We start from the raw sequence: 17,197 nt of genomic DNA on the forward strand, positions 1-17,197 counted from the left end.
TTTTGCATCGTGGCCTGCGACGGTGGCAACAAAGCCCGTTCACCGAGGAGATCACGAAGGAAGCCGTTAAAACCACTCGCGCAGGGGGTGCCGGATTGCTTCGGCGGACCTGTGGTGACTTACTCGTGTGCTTTTCTTTTGCGCACGAGGCTGCGGGTGCGTCGCGCACCCGGCATTCCCTGCGCCCTCCGTCTTTCGAGGGAGCGATGAATTCGGCTTAACCCGCGGTAATCGGGCTGCGGGAATGCGGACGGCTGTTTGAAATCTGAATCAGCGGGTTTTCGGGCATGAGTTTCGGCCGGCATGCCCCAGTCATACACGTCTCTTCATTCCGGGGCGCGTAGCATCGAGCCCGGAAGCCATGGCGCCGCAGTCCGGAAAGAATGGGATTCTCGGGTGCAATCGCGCACCAAGCTCGCGCTTACGCGCGCCGCGGAAATGACAAGCAGCGTTGGAATCACAGGTGACCGAAACACTCTACCCCGCGCCGACCTTCTTCTTGCGCCAGGCGAGATGGACGGCGCAGCTGCAGCCGGGCGGATGCGACGAGAGTTCTTGCGCCTCGGCATCGTTCGCGGGCTTTGCGGGAGAGCGCGCCAGGGCCGGCATCGCCTCTTTCAGGCTGCGATCCTGCGGCGATTGATCCTTCACCGGGATGTAATTCAGGATCGGCGCGAGCCAACGCTCGATCTGTTCGACGGCAAGACCCTTGCGCGCCGCATAGTCTTCGACCTGGTCGCGTTCGATCTTGCCGACGCCGAAATAGAAGCTTTCCCGATGACTGAAATAAAGCCCGGACACCGAAGAGCCCGGCCACATCGCAAAACTCTCGGTGAGTTTGACGCCCGCAGTGTTCTCGGCATCGAGCAGCGCGAACAGCGTCGCCTTTTCGGTGTGGTCGGGCTGCGCCGGATAGCCGGGCGCAGGACGGATGCCGTCGTATTTCTCGAGGATCAGGTCTTCCGCGGAGAGAGTTTCGTCCGGCGCATAACCCCAGAATTCGCGGCGCACACGCGCATGCATGCGCTCGGCAAAGGCCTCGGCAAGGCGGTCGGCCAGCGCCTTGCACAGGATCGAGGAATAGTCGTCGTTCGATTTCTTGAAACGATCGGCGACCGCGTCCTCGCCGATCCCCGCGGTCACGACAAAGCCGCCGATATAATCGGCGACGCCGGAGGAAACGGGCGCGATGAAGTCGGACAGCGCGGCGTTGAAGCGGCCTTCGCGCTTCTCAAGCTGCTGGCGCAGGGTGTGGAAGGTCGCGATCGGCTTCTTCCGGCTCTCGTCGGCATAGACGATGATATCGTCGCCCTGGGTGTTCGCGGGCCAGAAGCCGATGGTGGCCTGCGCCGTGAACCATTTCTCTTCGATGATGCGCGTCAGCATCTTGCGCGCGTCGTCATAGAGCGAGCGTGCGACCTCTCCGACCTTGGGATCGTCGAGAATTGCCGGAAAACGCCCGCTCAACTCCCAGGTCTGGAAGAACGGCGTCCAGTCGATGTAGTCGGCCAGTTCCGCAAGGTCGTAGTTGCGGAACGTCTTGAGACCGAGGAACGACGGCTTTTTAGGCGGCGTCTTGGCAAAATCGATCGATACGGCGTTGGCGCGCGCATCGGCGAGCTTCAGACGCCTCTTTTCGGCCTGCGCGCGGAAGTGGGCAGCGGAAATCTTGTCGTATTCGGCGCGGATCTCGGTGGCATAGGCCTCGCGCTTGTCCGGCGACAGCAGCGAGGAGGCGACGCCGACGGCGCGGCTCGCGTCGTTGACATGCACGACCGGCCCCGATCGGTAATTCGGGTCGATCTTCACGGCGGTATGGACCCGGCTCGTGGTGGCACCGCCGATCAGAAGCGGAATCTGCATGCCTTCGCGCTGCATCTCGCCCGCCAGAAAGCTCATCTCGTCGAGCGATGGCGTGATCAGCCCGGAAAGGCCGATGATGTCGGCGTTCTCGCGCCTGGCGGTCTCGATGATCCTGGCGGCCGGCACCATGACGCCGAGGTCGATCACTTCGAAATTGTTACATTGCAGCACGATGCCGACGATGTTCTTGCCGATGTCGTGGACGTCGCCTTTCACGGTCGCGAGAACGATCTTGCCGGCGGCATGTCGCTCGTCGCTGGCGATGCCGTTGGCGAGGTTCTTCGCCTTTTCTTCCTCCATGAACGGCATGAGATAAGCGACCGCCTGCTTCATCACCCGGGCGGATTTCACCACCTGCGGCAGGAACATCTTGCCGTCGCCGAACAGGTCGCCGACGATGTTCATGCCGGCCATCAGCGGCCCCTCGATCACATCGAGCGGGCGCGCGGCGGACTTGCGGGCTTCCTCGGTATCGGCTTCGATGTATTCGGTGATGCCGTGCACGAGCGCGTGGCTCAGGCGCTTTTCCACCGGCCATTCGCGCCAGGCGAGGTCCTGCGCCTCGGTCTTTTTCTCCTTGCCGCGGAATTTCTCGGCCAAAGCGAGCAGCCGCTCGGACGCGCCGGGATCGCGGTTAAGAATGACGTCTTCGCAGGTCCTTCGAAGCTCGGGGTCGATGTCGTCATAGACGATCATCTGCCCCGCATTGACGATGCCCATGTCCATGCCGGCCTTGATGGCGTGATACAGGAACACGGAGTGCATGGCCTCACGCACCGGTTCGTTGCCGCGGAAGGAGAAGGACAGATTGGAGACGCCGCCGGAGACGTGCGCGTGCGGCAGGTTCTTCCGGATCCAGCGCGTCGCCTCGATGAAATCGACGCCGTAGTTGTTGTGTTCCTCGATGCCGGTTGCGATCGCAAAGATGTTCGGATCGAAAATGATATCCTCAGGCGGGAAACCGACCCGGTCGACGAGGATGTCGTAGGCGCGCTTGCAGATTTCGGTCTTGCGCGCGAACGTATCCGCCTGTCCCTTCTCGTCGAACGCCATGACAACCACGGCAGCGCCATGGCGTTTGGCGATTGCGGCCTCATGGATGAATTTCTCCTCACCTTCCTTCATCGAGATCGAGTTGACGACCGGCTTGCCCTGCACGCATTTCAGGCCGGCCTCGATCACGGGAAATTTCGAGGAATCGATCATGACCGGCACGCGGGCGATATCCGGCTCGGCGGCGACCAGGTTGAGGAAGGTCACCATCGCCGCTTCGGAATCGAGCAGGCCCTCGTCCATGTTGACGTCGATAATCTGCGCGCCGTTCTCGACCTGGTCGCGTGCGACCTGCAAGGCCGCGGCGTAGTCGCCGGCCGTGATCAGCTTGCGGAAGCGCGCCGAACCGGTGACGTTGGTACGCTCGCCGACATTGACGAAGGGGATCGCCGGCGTCAGCGCAAAGGGCTCGAGACCCGAGAGCCGCAGGCGCGGCTCGATCGCGGGAATATCGCGCGGCTTGTGCGGGCTGACGGCAGCCGCAATCGCCGCGATATGTTCCGGCGTGGTGCCGCAGCAGCCGCCGACGACATTGACGAGACCGGCGGCGGCGAATTCGCCGATCAGCCGCGCCATATAGCCCGGGCTCTCGTCATATTGGCCGAATTCGTTGGGCAGGCCAGCATTGGGGTAGGCGCAGACCAGCGTATCGGCGACACGGCCGATGTCGGCGATATGCGCGCGCAAATCCTCCGCTCCCAAAGCGCAGTTGAAGCCGACCGTGATTGGCCTCGCGTGCCGCACCGAATTCCAGAACGCTTCCGGCAGCTGCCCCGAGAGCAGGCGGCCGGATTTGTCGGTGATCGTGCCGGATACCATCACCGGCACGTCGATGCCACGTGCTTCGGCGATCTGGGCAATCGCGTAAAGCGCTGCCTTGGCATTGAGCGTGTCGAAAATGGTTTCGACCAGCAGAAGATCGGCGCCGCCGTCGAGCAGCCCCTTGATCTGTTCACCGTAAGCCTTGCGCAGATCGTCAAAAGTGACGGCGCGATAGCCGGGGTTCGAGACGTCAGGCGAGATCGAGGCGGTACGGTTGGTCGGACCAATGGCGCCGGCGACAAAGCGCGGCTTGCCGTCCTCCCCGCTCACGCGCTCGGCGGCAGCGCGCGCGAGTTTCGCGCCCTCGAGGTTGAGCTCGTAGGCGAGGTCCCCCATCTCGTAGTCGGCCTGCGCGATCGACGTCGAAGAGAATGTGTTGGTGGCGACGATATCGGCGCCGGCACGCAAATAAGCGGCGTGAATGTCCTCGATCGCTTTCGGCTGTGTCAGGATCAATAGATCGTTGTTGCCCCTGACGTCGCGGTGGAAATTCGCAAAACGCTGCCCCCGAAAGGCAGCTTCGTCGTATTGCAGCGCCTGGATCATGGTGCCCATGGCGCCATCGAGCACCAGGATGCGCTGCTTGGCGGCGGCGAGAAACGCGGTGCGTCTCGGGGAGACCGGAACAGTCATTGCTTAAGCCGCCTTTTGCACGCTTGCGGGCCGGATGCCGAGCAGATGGCAGATCGCGAAAACAAGATCGGCGCGGTTCATGGTGTAGAAATGAAAGGTATCGACGCCGTGCTTGTTCAGCTTCTGCACCTGACCGGCAGCGACGGTTGCCGCGACCAGCTTGCGGGTCTCGGCATCGTCGTCGAGGCCGTTGAATTTTTCCGCGAGCCACTCCGGCACGGTGGTGCCGGCGCGGGTGACGAAGGCTCTAGCCTGCTTGAAATTGTGCATCGGCATGATGCCGGGCACGATCGGAATCTCGATGCCGCGGGCACGGACGCGGTCGAGGAAGCGGAAGTAAAGGTCATTATCGAAGAACACTTGCGTGATGGCGCGGGTGGCACCGGCGTCCACCTTGGCCCTCAGCGTGTCGATGTCGGCATCGAAGCTCGGGCTCTCCGGGTGTTTTTCCGGATAGGCCGAGACGGAGACTTCGACGTCGGGAAAGCGCTTCTTGATGGCAGCGACAAGCTCGGAAGAGGTCTGATAGCCGTCTGGATGGGTGAAGAATGGCGTGCCGATGCCGCCGGGCGGATCGCCGCGCAGCGCGACGATGTGGCGGACGCCGATCTCATGATAACGCGCGACGATATCGTCGATCTCGCCGCGCGCCGCGCCGACGCAGGTCAGGTGCGCGGCAGGCAGGAGTTCGGTCTCCTTGAGGATACGGGCGATGGTGGAATGGGTGCGCTCGCGGGTCGAGCCGCCGGCGCCGTACGTCACCGAAACGAAGCTCGGGGTGAGCGGCGCCAGGCGATTGATGGTCTCCCACAGGCTCTTTTCCATCTCCTCGGTCTTCGGCGGGAAGAATTCGAAGGAGATCGCCGGCTGCTTGGCCGCGCGGGAGGCGGCAGGGGTGGGTTCGTTCATGACTCTGGTAATCTCCGCAACAAACCTGACGGCCGTGCACGGCGTTGCTCTCGAAGCGCCAAAATAGGTGAAAAGCTTTGGCCTAAACAGCCCACCAGTTATGGGAAATTGCCCAATATCCACCGATTAAGTTCAAAATTACTGTATTTAAGTCTCTGGTGGGAAGCCGGCATATGATAGTAACATATTGGAATTACAACAATATGTTCAGATTCAGCATTCGGTAGATGGTGGGCAAATTGAAGAAATTAACGAGAAGAAAGCATTTTGCCCACCAAGGGGCGTTGCCAAGCCGCAGAGGCCGCTAATGGTCTGCTCTGCATGCCGCGCCGTTGCGCGCTTTGACGCTCGCACTAGGTTTACCGCCATGATTGCGCTTTCCATCCTCGATCTGTCGGTCGTTACCTCCGGCACCAGGCCCGCCGCTGCGCTGCGCAACAGCATCGATCTCGGCCGTCACGCCGATGCGCTCGGTTTCACCCGCTACTGGCTCGCCGAGCACCATAATCTCGCTTCGGTCGCGAGCCCCGCTCCCGACCTCATGATCGGCCAGATCGCCGCGGTGACGAAAAACATTCGCGTCGGCTCCGGCGGCGTGATGCTGCCGAACCACGCCCCGCTCGTGATAGCCGAGCGCTTCAAAATGCTGGAGGCGCTGTTTCCAGGCCGGATCGATCTCGGGCTCGGGCGCGCGCCCGGCACCGATGGCGCCACGGCTTACGCGCTGCGCAGCCGGCTCGATCGCCGCGAGGGCGACGATTTCCTGGAGCGCCTGCACGAACTGACTCTGTGGGAGACCCGCAACTTCCCGCCCAATCACCCCTTCAACAAAGTGGTGGCGATGCCGGACGACACGCCGCTGCCGCCGATCTGGCTGCTCGGCTCAAGCGATTACAGTTCGGAACTCGCCGCCCAGGTCGGCATGGGTTATGCGTTTGCGCATCACTTTGCTTCCTATGACGCGGTCGCGGCGATGACGAACTACCGCGCCCACTTCAAGCAGACGGGCTGGCGCGAGACGCCCTATGCCATTCTCGCGGTGGCCGTGGTTGCGGGTGAAACCGACGCGGAAGCCGAGCGGCTGGCGACGTCGATGGATCTCAATCGCCTGCTGCGCGATCGTGGTCAATATATTCCGCTGCCGAGCCCGGAAGAGGCTCAGGCCTACGCTTATACGGACGCCGATCGCGCCGTGATCGCGCGCAACCGCTCGCGGCTGTTCGTCGGCAGCGCTGCAACCGTGATGCAAAAGCTCGAGCCGTTGATTGCGGCATGCCAGGCGGATGAACTGATGGTCGTCAGCGCGATCTACGATCACGAAGCGCGCAAGAGGTCGTACAGCCTGCTGGCGCAGGCGTTCGGTCTTGCCGGGCGGGAGGCGGCGTAAGCCGGTTACTCCCGCTTTTCGCTGAAAGTGGCGCGGAAGGGATGGGCCGGGTAGACTCCGACGATACGGAATTCGCGCGAGAAGAATTTCAGTTCTTCCAGCGCAAAGGCCAGCGCCCGGTCGGCGGGGTGGCCATCGACGTCGGCGTAGAATTGCGTGGCGAAGAAGTTGCCGTCGACCATGTAGCTTTCCAGCTTGGTCATGTTGACGCCGTTGGTGGCGAAACCGCCAAGTGCTTTGTAAAGCGCGGCCGGGAGGTTTCGAACGCGGAATACAAAACTGGTGACCAGCGGCCCCGAGCCCTGTTTGGCCCAGCTCTCTTTGCGGGCCAGAACCACGAAACGGGTGGTGTTGTGCGCCTCGTCCTCGACGTCCTCGGCCAGAATGTCGAGGCCGTAAATTTCGGCCGCGAGGCGCGGGGCGATCGCAGCGCAGCTCTTGTCACCGCGCTCGGCGATCATGCGGGCGCTGCCGGCAGTATCGCCGGCGACGATCGGCTTAATGCCGAGCTTGCGGATGATCCGCCGGCATTGTCCGAGCGCGTGGACGTGGCTCTCGACCGTCTTGACGTCGCCGATCTTGACGCCGCGCAGCCCCATCAGCTGGTGATGGACCGGCAGGAACCACTCTCCGACGATGAAGAGCCCGGACTGCGGCAGCAGATGATGAATGTCGGCGACGCGGCCGGCGACCGAATTCTCGATCGGGATCATGCCGAGATCCGCTTCACCGGAGGAGATCGCGGCCAGCGCGTCCTCGAAGGTTGGGCAGGGCATCGCCTCGGCGTCGGGGTAAGCTTCGCTGATGGCAATGTGGGAGTTTGCGCCCGGCTCGCCCTGGAATGCGATTTTCAGCATCTTGGTCATGACGCCTTGTAGCAGCCGCTCAGCTTTTCGCCAGTGTGGCGGATGCCAGTGCGGTGGATTCGACCTCCGCTGCGGCGCAGCCGCGAGTTCTCAGAAGGCGAAGTCGAATCGAAAATCGCACTGGAATCGAGTATTTGTCCGCGTCCCTTTGGCTTGGGCATTCGTTAAACGGACCCGCCGCTCCATTCAAATGTCAGGACCGGGACGTGAGTATCCGCCGCGTTGCCTCGAGATCGGCCGCGGTGTCGACGCCACGCGGCACGGAATCGACGATACCGATATCGATCCGCATGCCCGCCTCGAGCGCCCGCAACTGCTCCAGTTTCTCCTGCCGTTCCAGCGGCGAGGGAGGCAGGCCGACGAAGCGTTCCAGCGCTTTGCGGCGATAGGCATAGAGGCCGATGTGATGGTAGCGCGGCCCCTCGCCATGGGGCGCCGTCGCGCGGGTGAAATAGAGCGCGCGCAGCCGCCGGGGGCTGACCATCGAGCCGACCGCCTTCACCACGTTCGGATTTGTCGCCTCCTCCTCGGTGTGGATTTCGGCCGCGAGCGTCGCGATATCGACGCCGGCGTCGGCCAGCGGGGCCAGCACATCGCGGATATTGCCCGGGGTGATGGTCGGAAAATCACCTTGCAGGTTGACGACGATCTCAGCCTCGCAGTCGGGATCGAGGCGGCTTGCCGCCTCAAAGATCCGGTCCGAGCCGGAGGGGTGGTCGGAGCGGGTCATGACCGCTTCTCCGCCGTGCGCCATGACCACTGCCGCGATCTCGGCGGTATCGGTCGCGACCGCGACCCGCCCGATTCCGGACGCCTCAGCCCGGCGCAGGACGTGCACGATCATCGGCAGACCGGCGAGTTCAAGCAGCGGCTTGCCGGGCAGTCGCGTGGCGGCCATGCGGGCCGGAATCAGCACCAAAACGCGGGGATCGGTCATCGGAATTCTGTCTGGTCGTCCCAGGAAAGCGTCCGGAAATCAGGGGACGGGTCAAGAGCCGAAGCGTTTATACGGGTTGCCAGAGCACGGGCAAACCGATATCTCATGCGGGCTTGGGGCGGCGCAAACGGCCGATTCCTGGCACTTTTCGCGGCCGCATCACTCCGGCCAAAGTCGACATTTCCGGCCTGGGGCCTAGATCGAAAATGGACTCCTTCGAACTTAACAAAATCCTCGGTGCCGTCCTCGGTACGTGCATCCTTCTGCTGGTGACGAGCTTTGCCGCAGGGGCGATTTTCGCTCCGAACAAGCCGCAAAAGCCGGGATTTGAAATCGCCGTGAAGGAAACGCCCGCAGGGGGCGAAAAGGCCGCCAAGGCAGCCGCGCCCGAGCCGATCGAGAAGCTGTTGCAGACCGCCTCGGTTCAGAAAGGCGAACAGGCCGCCAAGAAATGCGGCGCCTGTCACGACTTTACCAAGGGCGGCCCTAACAAGGTCGGCCCGAATCTCTGGGGCATCGTGGGTGACAAGAAGGGTGAAGGCCGCGGCTTCAATTTCTCGGCAGCGATGAAGGCCAAGGGCGGCACATGGACCATCGACGACCTCAACCAGTTCATCGACAATCCGAAGGGCTTCGTGCCCGGCACCGCGATGGGCTTCGCCGGCATTCAAAAGGACAGTGAGCGGGCAGACGTCATCGCCTATCTGAACTCGCTTTCCGACCACCCGCAGCCTCTGCCGACCGCGTCAAAATAGCGGCCGTTGATCGCAAGCATCCTGTTTGAACGGCCGGGATTTCCCGGCCGTTTTCGCGTGGTCCTATTGGTTCCGCTAATCCGCATCAATTTTGCGAGGATGTTCCCGGTTTGACTTTCGTCTCCGCGGCCTTTCGCCCCACGATCGGCGCCATCATGAGCAAAAAGCAACTTAATCGGCGAAAACCTTGCCCTATACTGACCTTCCGGTAAGGCGGCTAACGACAGGATCTCTCCTTTGGCATTGAACCGCAGACATCTTTTGCAGGGCGGAGCGGCGACCGTGATCGCCCCGGCGCTGGGCTCAGCTTCCAGTTTCTCGATCGCTAGTCCGGCGAATGCCGACACCGCTGCTGCCGAGCCCGCCTGGCGTCATGGTCTTTCGTTGTTCGGCGACGTCAAGTATCCGGCCGACTTCAAACATTTTGACTATATCAATCCCGATGCGCCCAAGGGCGGCGCCGTGCGGCAAATCGCGGTCGGCACATTCGATAATTTCAACATCGCGGTGTCGGGTGTGAAAGGCTCGATGGCGCCGATCGGTCAAATCTACGAACGGCTCATGGAGCCTTCTCTGGACGAAGTTGCGACCCAATATGGCGTGCTGGCAGAAGCAGCCCAGCATCCCGCCGATTTTTCCTGGGTCATCTACCGTCTTCGCAAAGAGGCGCGCTGGCATGACGGCCAGCCGGTGACGCCGGAGGACGTCGTCTATTCGCTCGAGGTGCTGAAAAAATTCAGCCCGATGTATGCTTCGTACTATCGTCATGTCGTGAAGGCTGAGAAGACGGGTGAGCGCGAGGTCAAATTCAGCTTCGATTCTCCGGGAAACCGCGAACTGCCGCAGATCGTCGGCGAACTGACGGTTCTGCCCAAGCATTATTGGGAGGGCACCGACAACCAGGGACACAAGCGCGACATCTCGCAGACCACGCTGGAGCCGCCGCTGGGCTCCGGGCCCTATCGCATCAAGGATTTTAACGCGGGCCGCACATTAACGCTCGAACGGGTGAAGAATTATTGGGGCGCCAACCTTCCAGCGCGGATTGGCCAGAATAATTTCGACGAGATGCGGTACGAGTTTTTTCGTGACTCGACCGTTGCGCTTGAAGGGTTCAAGGGCGATCAAGTCGACTGGCGCATCGAAAACAGCGCGAAGAACTGGGCCACCGCATACGACTTTCCCGCCGTTGCGGAGAAGCATGTGCTGCTAGAGGAATTTCCCAATCGCAGTTCGGGCATCATGCAGGCCTTCGTGCTGAATATTCGCCGAGCCCAATTCAAGGACGCCCGGGTGCGAAATGCGTTCAACTGGGCTTTCGATTTTGAGGAAATGAACAAGCAGCTGTTCTATGGACAATATATCCGTATCAACAGCTATTTCGCCGGTAGCGACCTTGCCAGTTCCGGTCTGCCGGAGGGGCAGGAATTGGCGATTCTTGAAACCGTTCGGGACAAGGTGCCGGCTGAAGTCTTCACCAAGCCCTATCAAAATCCCGTCGGCGGCAATCCTGATGCCGTGCGCACCAATCTGCGGGAAAGCATGCGGCTGTTGAAGGAAGCGGGCTTTGAGATCAAGGATCATAAGCTCGTCGACGCTGCGGGAAAGCCGGTCGCCGTCGAGATTCTCGTTGAGGACCCGTCATACGAACGAGTAGCGCTGTTTTACAAGCCATCACTGGAGCGTATCGGCGTGGCGACGTCGGTCCGTGTCGTGGACGAGGTGCAGTACGAGAATCGCAAGCGTAATTTCGATTACGATATCATCATCGATAGCTGGCCTGAATCACTCTCTCCCGGCAATGAGCAAAGGGAATACTGGGGATCTCAGGCCGCGGATGCGCCGGGCTCCAGGAATACGATCGGCATCAAAAATCCCGCCGTGGATGCTTTGATCGACAGGGTGATTTTCGCCAAGGACCGAGCCGAACTGGTCGCAGCCACCAAGGCTTTGGATCGGGTCTTGTTGTGGAATCACTACGTTGTGCCGCAGTGGAATTATCCGAAGGTGCGGACCGCGCGTTGGGACCGCTTTAGCCACCCGGCCGAATTGCCGAAATATGGGCTTTCGGGATTTCCCGCGCTGTGGTGGTTCGATGCCGACAAGGCTGCCAAGATCGGCAAGCGATCTTGAGGGATTTTCTGCGCATGATGCCTTTTTCCCGCCGGCATGTGCTCGGTCTTGGCGCTGGTCTTCTCGGCGCCGGCATTTCGGGAGCGTCCGGGTTACGACAAGCGTTCGCGGCCGGTGCGGGCAACGATATCCATGGCCTGTCGGTCTTCGGTGATCTGAAATATCCAGCCGACTTTGCGCATTTCGAATACGTCAATCCGGATGCGCCGAAAGGCGGGGTCTTTTCGTTGATCCCATCCGTTCGCGCCTACAACCAGTCCTATCAGACCTTCAATTCCTTCAACGCCTACATTCTCAAAGGCGAGGGTGCGCAGGGCATGGACATGACTTTCGCACCGTTGATGGTGCGGGCTGGCGATGAGCCCGATGCAATGTACGGCTTGGTGGCGAAATCGGTGCAGATTTCACCTGATAAGCTCATCTATCGATTCACGCTGCGGCCCGAGGCGAAGTTTCACGACGGCTCCCGACTGACGGCGCAGGACGCTGCATTCTCGCTGACGACGCTCAAGACCAAAGGTCATCCGCTGATTCTGCAGCAGCTGCGCGACATGCTGAAGGCGGAAGCAGCCGATGAGGCTACACTGGTCGTCACCTTCGCCGAAAAACGTGCGCGGGACGTACCGCTCTACGTGGCGGCTCTGCCGATTTTCTCGAAGGCCTATTACGCCACTCGGCCGTTCGACGAATCGACGCTCGACATTCCCCTCGGTTCCGGCCCCTACAGGGTCGGCAAGTTCGAAGTCAACCGCTTCGTCGAATTCGATCGGGTCAAGGAGTGGTGGGGCCGTGATCTCCCGGTGGCTCGCGGCGCATACAACTTCGATGTTGTACGCTACGAATTTTATCGAGACCGCGACGTCGCCTTTGAGGGATTTACCGCGAAGAATTATCTTTTCCGCGAGGAATTCACTTCGCGCGTCTGGGCGACGCGTTATGATTTTCCGGCGATCAAGGAGGGCCGCGTCAAGCGCGAGGTCCTGCCGGATGAAACCCCATCAGGCGCGCAGGGCTGGTTCATCAATACCCGCCGGGACAAGTTCAAGGACGCCCGCGTGCGCGAGGCTTTGATCCAGGCATTCGACTTCGAATGGACCAACAAGACCATCATGTACGGCGCCTACGCACGTACGGTCTCGCCATTCCAAAACTCCGATATGATGGCGAGTGGTTCACCGTCACCCGCAGAACTCAAGCTGCTCGAACCGTTCCGCGGCCAGGTGCCGGAAGAGGTGTTCGGCCCGCCATTCGTGCCACCGGTCTCGGACGGATCGGGCCAGGACCGCAGCCTGCTGCGGAAGGCGCAACAGCTGTTGGGGGCGGCAGGCCTTCCCGTCAAGGACGGCAAGCGCGTGTTGTCGAATGGCGAAATCTTCCGGATTGAATTTCTCGTCGATGAGCCGTCGCTTGAGCCGCACCACGCGCCTTACATCAAGAATCTGGCGACACTCGGCATCGAGGCGAGTTTGCGTCTCGTCGATCCCGTCCAGTACCGGGCGCGGGTCGAGGATTTCGACTTCGACATGACAATCGAGCGCTTCAGCATGTCGGCGACCCCGGGTGACGGAATGCGGCCGTTCTTCACCTCGCAGGCGGCCAAGACCAAAGGCTCCTACAATCTCGCCGGCATCGCCGATCCCGTCATAGACGCATTGATCGAAAAGATCCTTGCCGCCGACAACCGCGCCGATCTTACGGTCGCCTGCCGCGCCTTCGATCGGGTGTTTCGCGCCGGGCGTTATTGGGTGCCGCAATGGTATGCCAATACGCACAAGTTGGCGTATTGGGATGTGTTTGCCCATTCCGCGAAATTGCCGCGATATGCGCAAGGTGTCGGTGCGCCGGACATCTGGTGGTGGGATGGCGTCAAAGCGGCGACAGCCGAACAGGCGAAGTGACCGATGGCCGCCTATATCGCACGCCGGATACTGCTGATGGTTCCCACGCTGTTGGGAATCCTGTTTGTATCGTTTGTCGTGGTGCAGTTTGCGCCGGGCGGCCCGGTCGAGCGGGTAATTGCACAACTCTCCGGCGCCGATACCGGCGGTACGTCGCGGATTTCGGGATCACCAGGTGGTGACTTCGGGCCGCGGAGCCAGGTCGGCGCATCGGCAGACGCGATGAACTCGAAGTATCGCGGCGCCCAGGGACTGGACCCCGATTTCATCAAGAGCTTGGAGAAGCAGTTCGGTTTCGACAAGCCGGCGCCTGAGCGATTCCTGCTGATGGTTTGGAATTTCGCGCGGTTCGATTTCGGCAAGAGCTACTTCCGTGATGTCAGCGTGTTGCAATTGATCAAGGAAAAGCTTCCGGTCTCGATGTCGCTCGGCATCTGGATGACACTGATCACCTACCTGATCTCGATCCCGCTCGGCATCCGCAAGGCCGTCAAGGACGGTTCGCCATTCGACACCTGGACGTCGGCTGTGATCATCATCGGATTCGCTATTCCCGGCTTCTTGTTTGCGATCCTGCTGATCATCCTGTTTGCCGGGGGCTCTTTCCTCAGCATCTTTCCGCTGCGCGGACTGACGTCGGACGGCTGGTCGCAATTCCCGTGGTACTGGAAAATCATCGACTATTTCTGGCACATAACCTTGCCGATCGTGTCGATGTCGCTCGGCGCTTTCGCGACTATGACGCTGTTGACAAAAAACTCTTTCCTCGACGAAATCCGCAAGCAATATGTGATGACCGCGCGCGCCAAGGGATGCAGCGAGCGTCAGGTCCTTTACGGTCACATCTTCCGCAATGCGATGCTGATTGTGATCGCAGGATTTCCCAGCGCTTTCATCCACGCGTTCTTCTCGGGCTCGCTCCTGATCGAGACGATCTTCTCGCTCGACGGCCTCGGCCTGCTCGGCTTCGAGAGTGTCCTCAATCGCGATTATCCGGTAGTGTTCGGAACGCTGTTCATCTTTTCGCTGGTCGGCCTGGTCGTCAATCTGGTCTCCGATCTCACCTATATGTGGGTTGACCCCCGGATCGATTTCGAAGCGCGGGAGGTGTGATGACTCTCACGGCCCCGCCACCAGAGACCAGGACGCCGGCACCGCTCGGCGAGGCTGTGCCCGTTACCGGGCACAAGGTCCGCCCGCTATCGCTCAATTACCGGCGCTGGCAGAATTTCAAGTCGAACAGGCGCGGTTTCTGGTCGTTCTGGATCTTCATGGTTCTGTTCTTCATCTCGCTCTTTGCGGAGCTGATCGCCAACGACCGGCCGTTCCTGATCGAGTACCAGGGCCATCTTTATTGGCCGGCCTTCGTCACTTATTCCGAGACGACGTTCGGCGGCGATTTCGAAACCGCCGCGGATTATCGCGATCCCTACGTGCAGAAACTGATTGCCGACAAGGGCGGCACGATCATCTGGCCGCTGATCCGCTATTCGTACGATACCCATAATCTCGATCTGCCGACGCCCGCGCCATCGCCGCCAACCTGGATGCTGACGGAAGCGCAGTGCAAGGATGTGGTGCAGCGCAAGGGTCTCAAGAGCTGCCGCGATCTCGAATACAACTGGCTTGGGACAGACGATCAGGGCCGCGATGTGGTCGCGCGCCTGATCTACGGTTTCCGCATTTCCGTGCTGTTCGGCCTGAGCCTGACCATTGTTTCCTCGATCATCGGCGTTGCCGCCGGAGGGGTGCAAGGCTATTTCGGTGGCTGGATTGATCTCTCGTTCCAGCGTTTTATCGAGATCTGGAATTCGATACCTTACCTCTACCTGCTGCTCATCATTTCGGCGGTGTTGCCGCCGGGCTTCTTCGTGCTGCTCGGCATCATGGCGCTGTTTTCCTGGGTGTCGCTCGTCGGCCTCGTGCGCGCGGAGTTCCTGCGCGGGCGAAATTTCGAATATATCCAAGCGGCGCGGGCCCTCGGCGTATCCAACGCCGTCATCATGTTCCGCCATCTGTTGCCGAATGCGATGGTGGCGACGATGACCTTCCTGCCGTTCATCGTCTCGTCGTCGGTGATGACTTTGACCGCGCTCGATTTCCTCGGCTTCGGCCTGCCGCCCGGCTCGCCCTCGCTCGGCGAATTGCTGTCGCAAGGCAAGGCCAACATCCAGGCGCCGTGGCTTGGCTTTACCGGTTTCTTTGCGGTCGCGATCATGCTGTCGCTTCTGATCTTTATCGGTGAAGCCGTGCGCGACGCCTTCGATCCGCGCAAGACGTTCAGGTGAGAGCCATGGATGCCGTCAACCAGCCTCTGCTTGACGTTCGCGAGCTCTCGGTAGCGTTTCGCCATCAGGGAGGCGCGGCGACCGCGGTCGATCGCGTTTCGTTTTCGATTCGCCGCGGCCAATGCGTCGCGCTGGTCGGAGAATCCGGCTCGGGAAAATCCGTCAGCGCGCTCTCCGTCCTGAAGCTGCTGCCATATCCGAACGCATCGCATCCCTCCGGCAGCATCCTCTTCAACGGGCGCGACCTCTTGAAGTTGCCGGAGCGCGAGATGCGGGGCATTCGCGGCAACGATATCTCGATCATTTTCCAGGAGCCGATGACCTCCCTCAATCCGCTCCATACGATCGAGGCGCAGATCGGCGAGTCCTTGCGGCTTCACAACAATGTCAGTGGCCGGATGGTGCGCCAGCGCACGCTGGAGCTGCTGAAGCAGGTCGGTATCCCCGATCCACAAACGCGGATGAAGAGCTATCCGCATCAGCTGTCCGGCGGCCAGCGGCAACGCGTAATGATCGCGATGGCGCTGGCCAACGAGCCTGATCTTCTGATCGCCGACGAGCCGACCACCGCGCTCGATGTCACCGTGCAGGCGCAAATCCTGGCGCTGCTGGCCGACATCCGCACGCGCCTTGGCATGAGCCTTCTCTTCATCACCCATGATCTCGGCATCGTACGCCGCATCGCGGATGTGGTCTGCGTCATGAATGGCGGCAAGATCGTCGAGCAAGGGCCAGTCGAGCAGGTCTTCGCCGCACCGAAGCACCCTTATACTCGTGCACTGCTTGCCGCCGAGCCCAAGCCGGATCCTGCACCGCCGCGGCCTGCATCCCCGGTGGTGATGTCGGCTGACAATCTGAAGGTCTGGTTTCCGATCAAGCGAGGCCTGCTGCGCTCGACGGTTGGTCACATCAAGGCGGTGGATGGCGTCAGCCTGAACGTGCGGCAGGGGGAAACGCTAGGGGTTGTCGGGGAGTCAGGTTCCGGCAAGACGACGCTCGGGCTCGCACTGTTGCGGCTGATTTCTTCCGACGGTCCGATCGTCTTCCTGGGGAACAAGATCCAGGGCCTGCGTTTCAAGCAGATGCGGCCATTCAGGCGCGACATGCAAATCGTATTTCAGGATCCGTTCGGCTCACTCAGCCCTCGAATGTCGGTCGGGGATATCGTTGCCGAGGGCCTGACCGTGCATCAAAGGTCCCTTTCGGAAGCCGATCGCGAAGCGCGCGTGATACAGGCGCTGCACGAGGTCGGGCTCGACCCGGCAATGCGATTCCGTTACCCGCATGAGTTCTCCGGCGGCCAGCGGCAGCGCATCTCGATCGCCCGGGCTGTGGTGCTGGAGCCGAATTTCATCGTGCTTGACGAGCCAACCAGCGCGCTCGACATGCTGTTTCAGGCCCAAATGGTCGATCTCCTGCGCGAATTGCAGCGCAAGCGCGACCTGACCTACATGTTCATCTCGCACGACCTGCGCGTCGTGGCTTCGCTCGCGAGTCATCTGATCGTGATGCGCGACGGCAAGGTGATGGAAGAGGGGCCGGCAGCGGAATTGTTCAAGAACCCGAAGACTGAATATACCCGCGCGTTGTTTGCGGCCGCGTTCAGGCTGGAAAGCGCCGGCGAGGGCGTCGTCAGGGAATAACGATCGGCAC

The 17,197-nt window shown here is 61.1% G+C and carries 11 protein-coding genes; 7 read left to right on the plus strand and 4 right to left on the minus strand.

Translation table 11 applies throughout. From position 1 onward, the window contains the following. Positions 1 to 477 precede the first annotated feature (477 nt). The gene (metH, locus tag NEZ08_RS08970) at positions 478 to 4,371 is read right to left on the minus strand and encodes a methionine synthase (RefSeq protein WP_298106253.1); all 3,894 of its coding nucleotides are present in this window, start codon (positions 4,369 to 4,371) and stop codon (positions 478 to 480) included. A gap of 3 nt (positions 4,372 to 4,374) precedes the next feature. Continuing rightward, positions 4,375 to 5,280, minus strand: coding sequence for a methylenetetrahydrofolate reductase [NAD(P)H] (metF, locus tag NEZ08_RS08975; protein ID WP_298106254.1), 906 nt, complete (start codon positions 5,278 to 5,280; stop codon positions 4,375 to 4,377). A gap of 367 nt (positions 5,281 to 5,647) precedes the next feature. On the opposite strand from metF, the gene NEZ08_RS08980 reads away from it, so the two are divergent. Continuing rightward, on the plus strand, positions 5,648 to 6,667 hold the full coding sequence (locus NEZ08_RS08980) for an LLM class flavin-dependent oxidoreductase (RefSeq protein ID WP_298106255.1): 1,020 nt from the start codon (positions 5,648 to 5,650) through the stop codon (positions 6,665 to 6,667). A 5-nt stretch (positions 6,668 to 6,672) separates the two neighbouring features. Here the strand turns inward: NEZ08_RS08980 and NEZ08_RS08985 are convergent, their stop codons facing one another. After that, positions 6,673 to 7,533 carry a prephenate dehydratase gene (locus NEZ08_RS08985; protein ID WP_298106256.1) on the minus strand — a complete coding sequence of 287 codons (861 nt, stop codon included), beginning with the start codon at positions 7,531 to 7,533 and terminating at the stop codon, positions 6,673 to 6,675. A 193-nt stretch (positions 7,534 to 7,726) separates the two neighbouring features. After that, positions 7,727 to 8,470 carry a 3-deoxy-manno-octulosonate cytidylyltransferase gene (locus NEZ08_RS08990; protein WP_298106257.1) on the minus strand — a complete coding sequence of 248 codons (744 nt, stop codon included), beginning with the start codon at positions 8,468 to 8,470 and terminating at the stop codon, positions 7,727 to 7,729. A gap of 206 nt (positions 8,471 to 8,676) precedes the next feature. Between NEZ08_RS08990 and NEZ08_RS08995 the strand changes: the two genes are divergently transcribed. The 6 genes from NEZ08_RS08995 (at position 8,677) to NEZ08_RS09020 (ending at position 17,187) form a co-directional block, all read left to right on the plus strand. Continuing rightward, positions 8,677 to 9,225, plus strand: coding sequence for a cytochrome c family protein (locus tag NEZ08_RS08995; protein WP_298106258.1), 549 nt, complete (start codon positions 8,677 to 8,679; stop codon positions 9,223 to 9,225). Positions 9,226 to 9,462: 237 nt separating this feature from the next. Beyond that, a complete protein-coding gene (locus NEZ08_RS09000) occupies positions 9,463 to 11,358 on the plus strand; it encodes an extracellular solute-binding protein (protein ID WP_298106259.1) in 1,896 nt (631 codons plus the stop codon). Between the two features lie 14 nt (positions 11,359 to 11,372). After that, positions 11,373 to 13,256, plus strand: a complete 1,884-nt coding sequence (locus NEZ08_RS09005; protein WP_298106260.1) for an extracellular solute-binding protein — start codon at positions 11,373 to 11,375, stop codon at positions 13,254 to 13,256. 3 nt (positions 13,257 to 13,259) lie between these two features. Continuing rightward, positions 13,260 to 14,369 carry a microcin C ABC transporter permease YejB gene (locus tag NEZ08_RS09010; protein ID WP_298106261.1) on the plus strand — a complete coding sequence of 370 codons (1,110 nt, stop codon included), beginning with the start codon at positions 13,260 to 13,262 and terminating at the stop codon, positions 14,367 to 14,369. Next, the gene (locus tag NEZ08_RS09015; protein WP_298106262.1) at positions 14,369 to 15,544 is read left to right on the plus strand and encodes an ABC transporter permease; all 1,176 of its coding nucleotides are present in this window, start codon (positions 14,369 to 14,371) and stop codon (positions 15,542 to 15,544) included. The genes NEZ08_RS09010 and NEZ08_RS09015 overlap by 1 nt, the downstream gene beginning before the upstream one ends. Before the next feature lie 5 nt (positions 15,545 to 15,549). Continuing rightward, complete coding sequence (locus NEZ08_RS09020; RefSeq protein ID WP_298106263.1) at positions 15,550 to 17,187, plus strand: ABC transporter ATP-binding protein; 1,638 nt, start codon at positions 15,550 to 15,552, stop codon at positions 17,185 to 17,187. Positions 17,188 to 17,197: the final 10 nt, after the last annotated feature.

This window comes from Bradyrhizobium sp. (assembly GCF_027451485.1).
Taxonomy (GTDB): domain Bacteria; phylum Pseudomonadota; class Alphaproteobacteria; order Rhizobiales; family Xanthobacteraceae; genus Bradyrhizobium.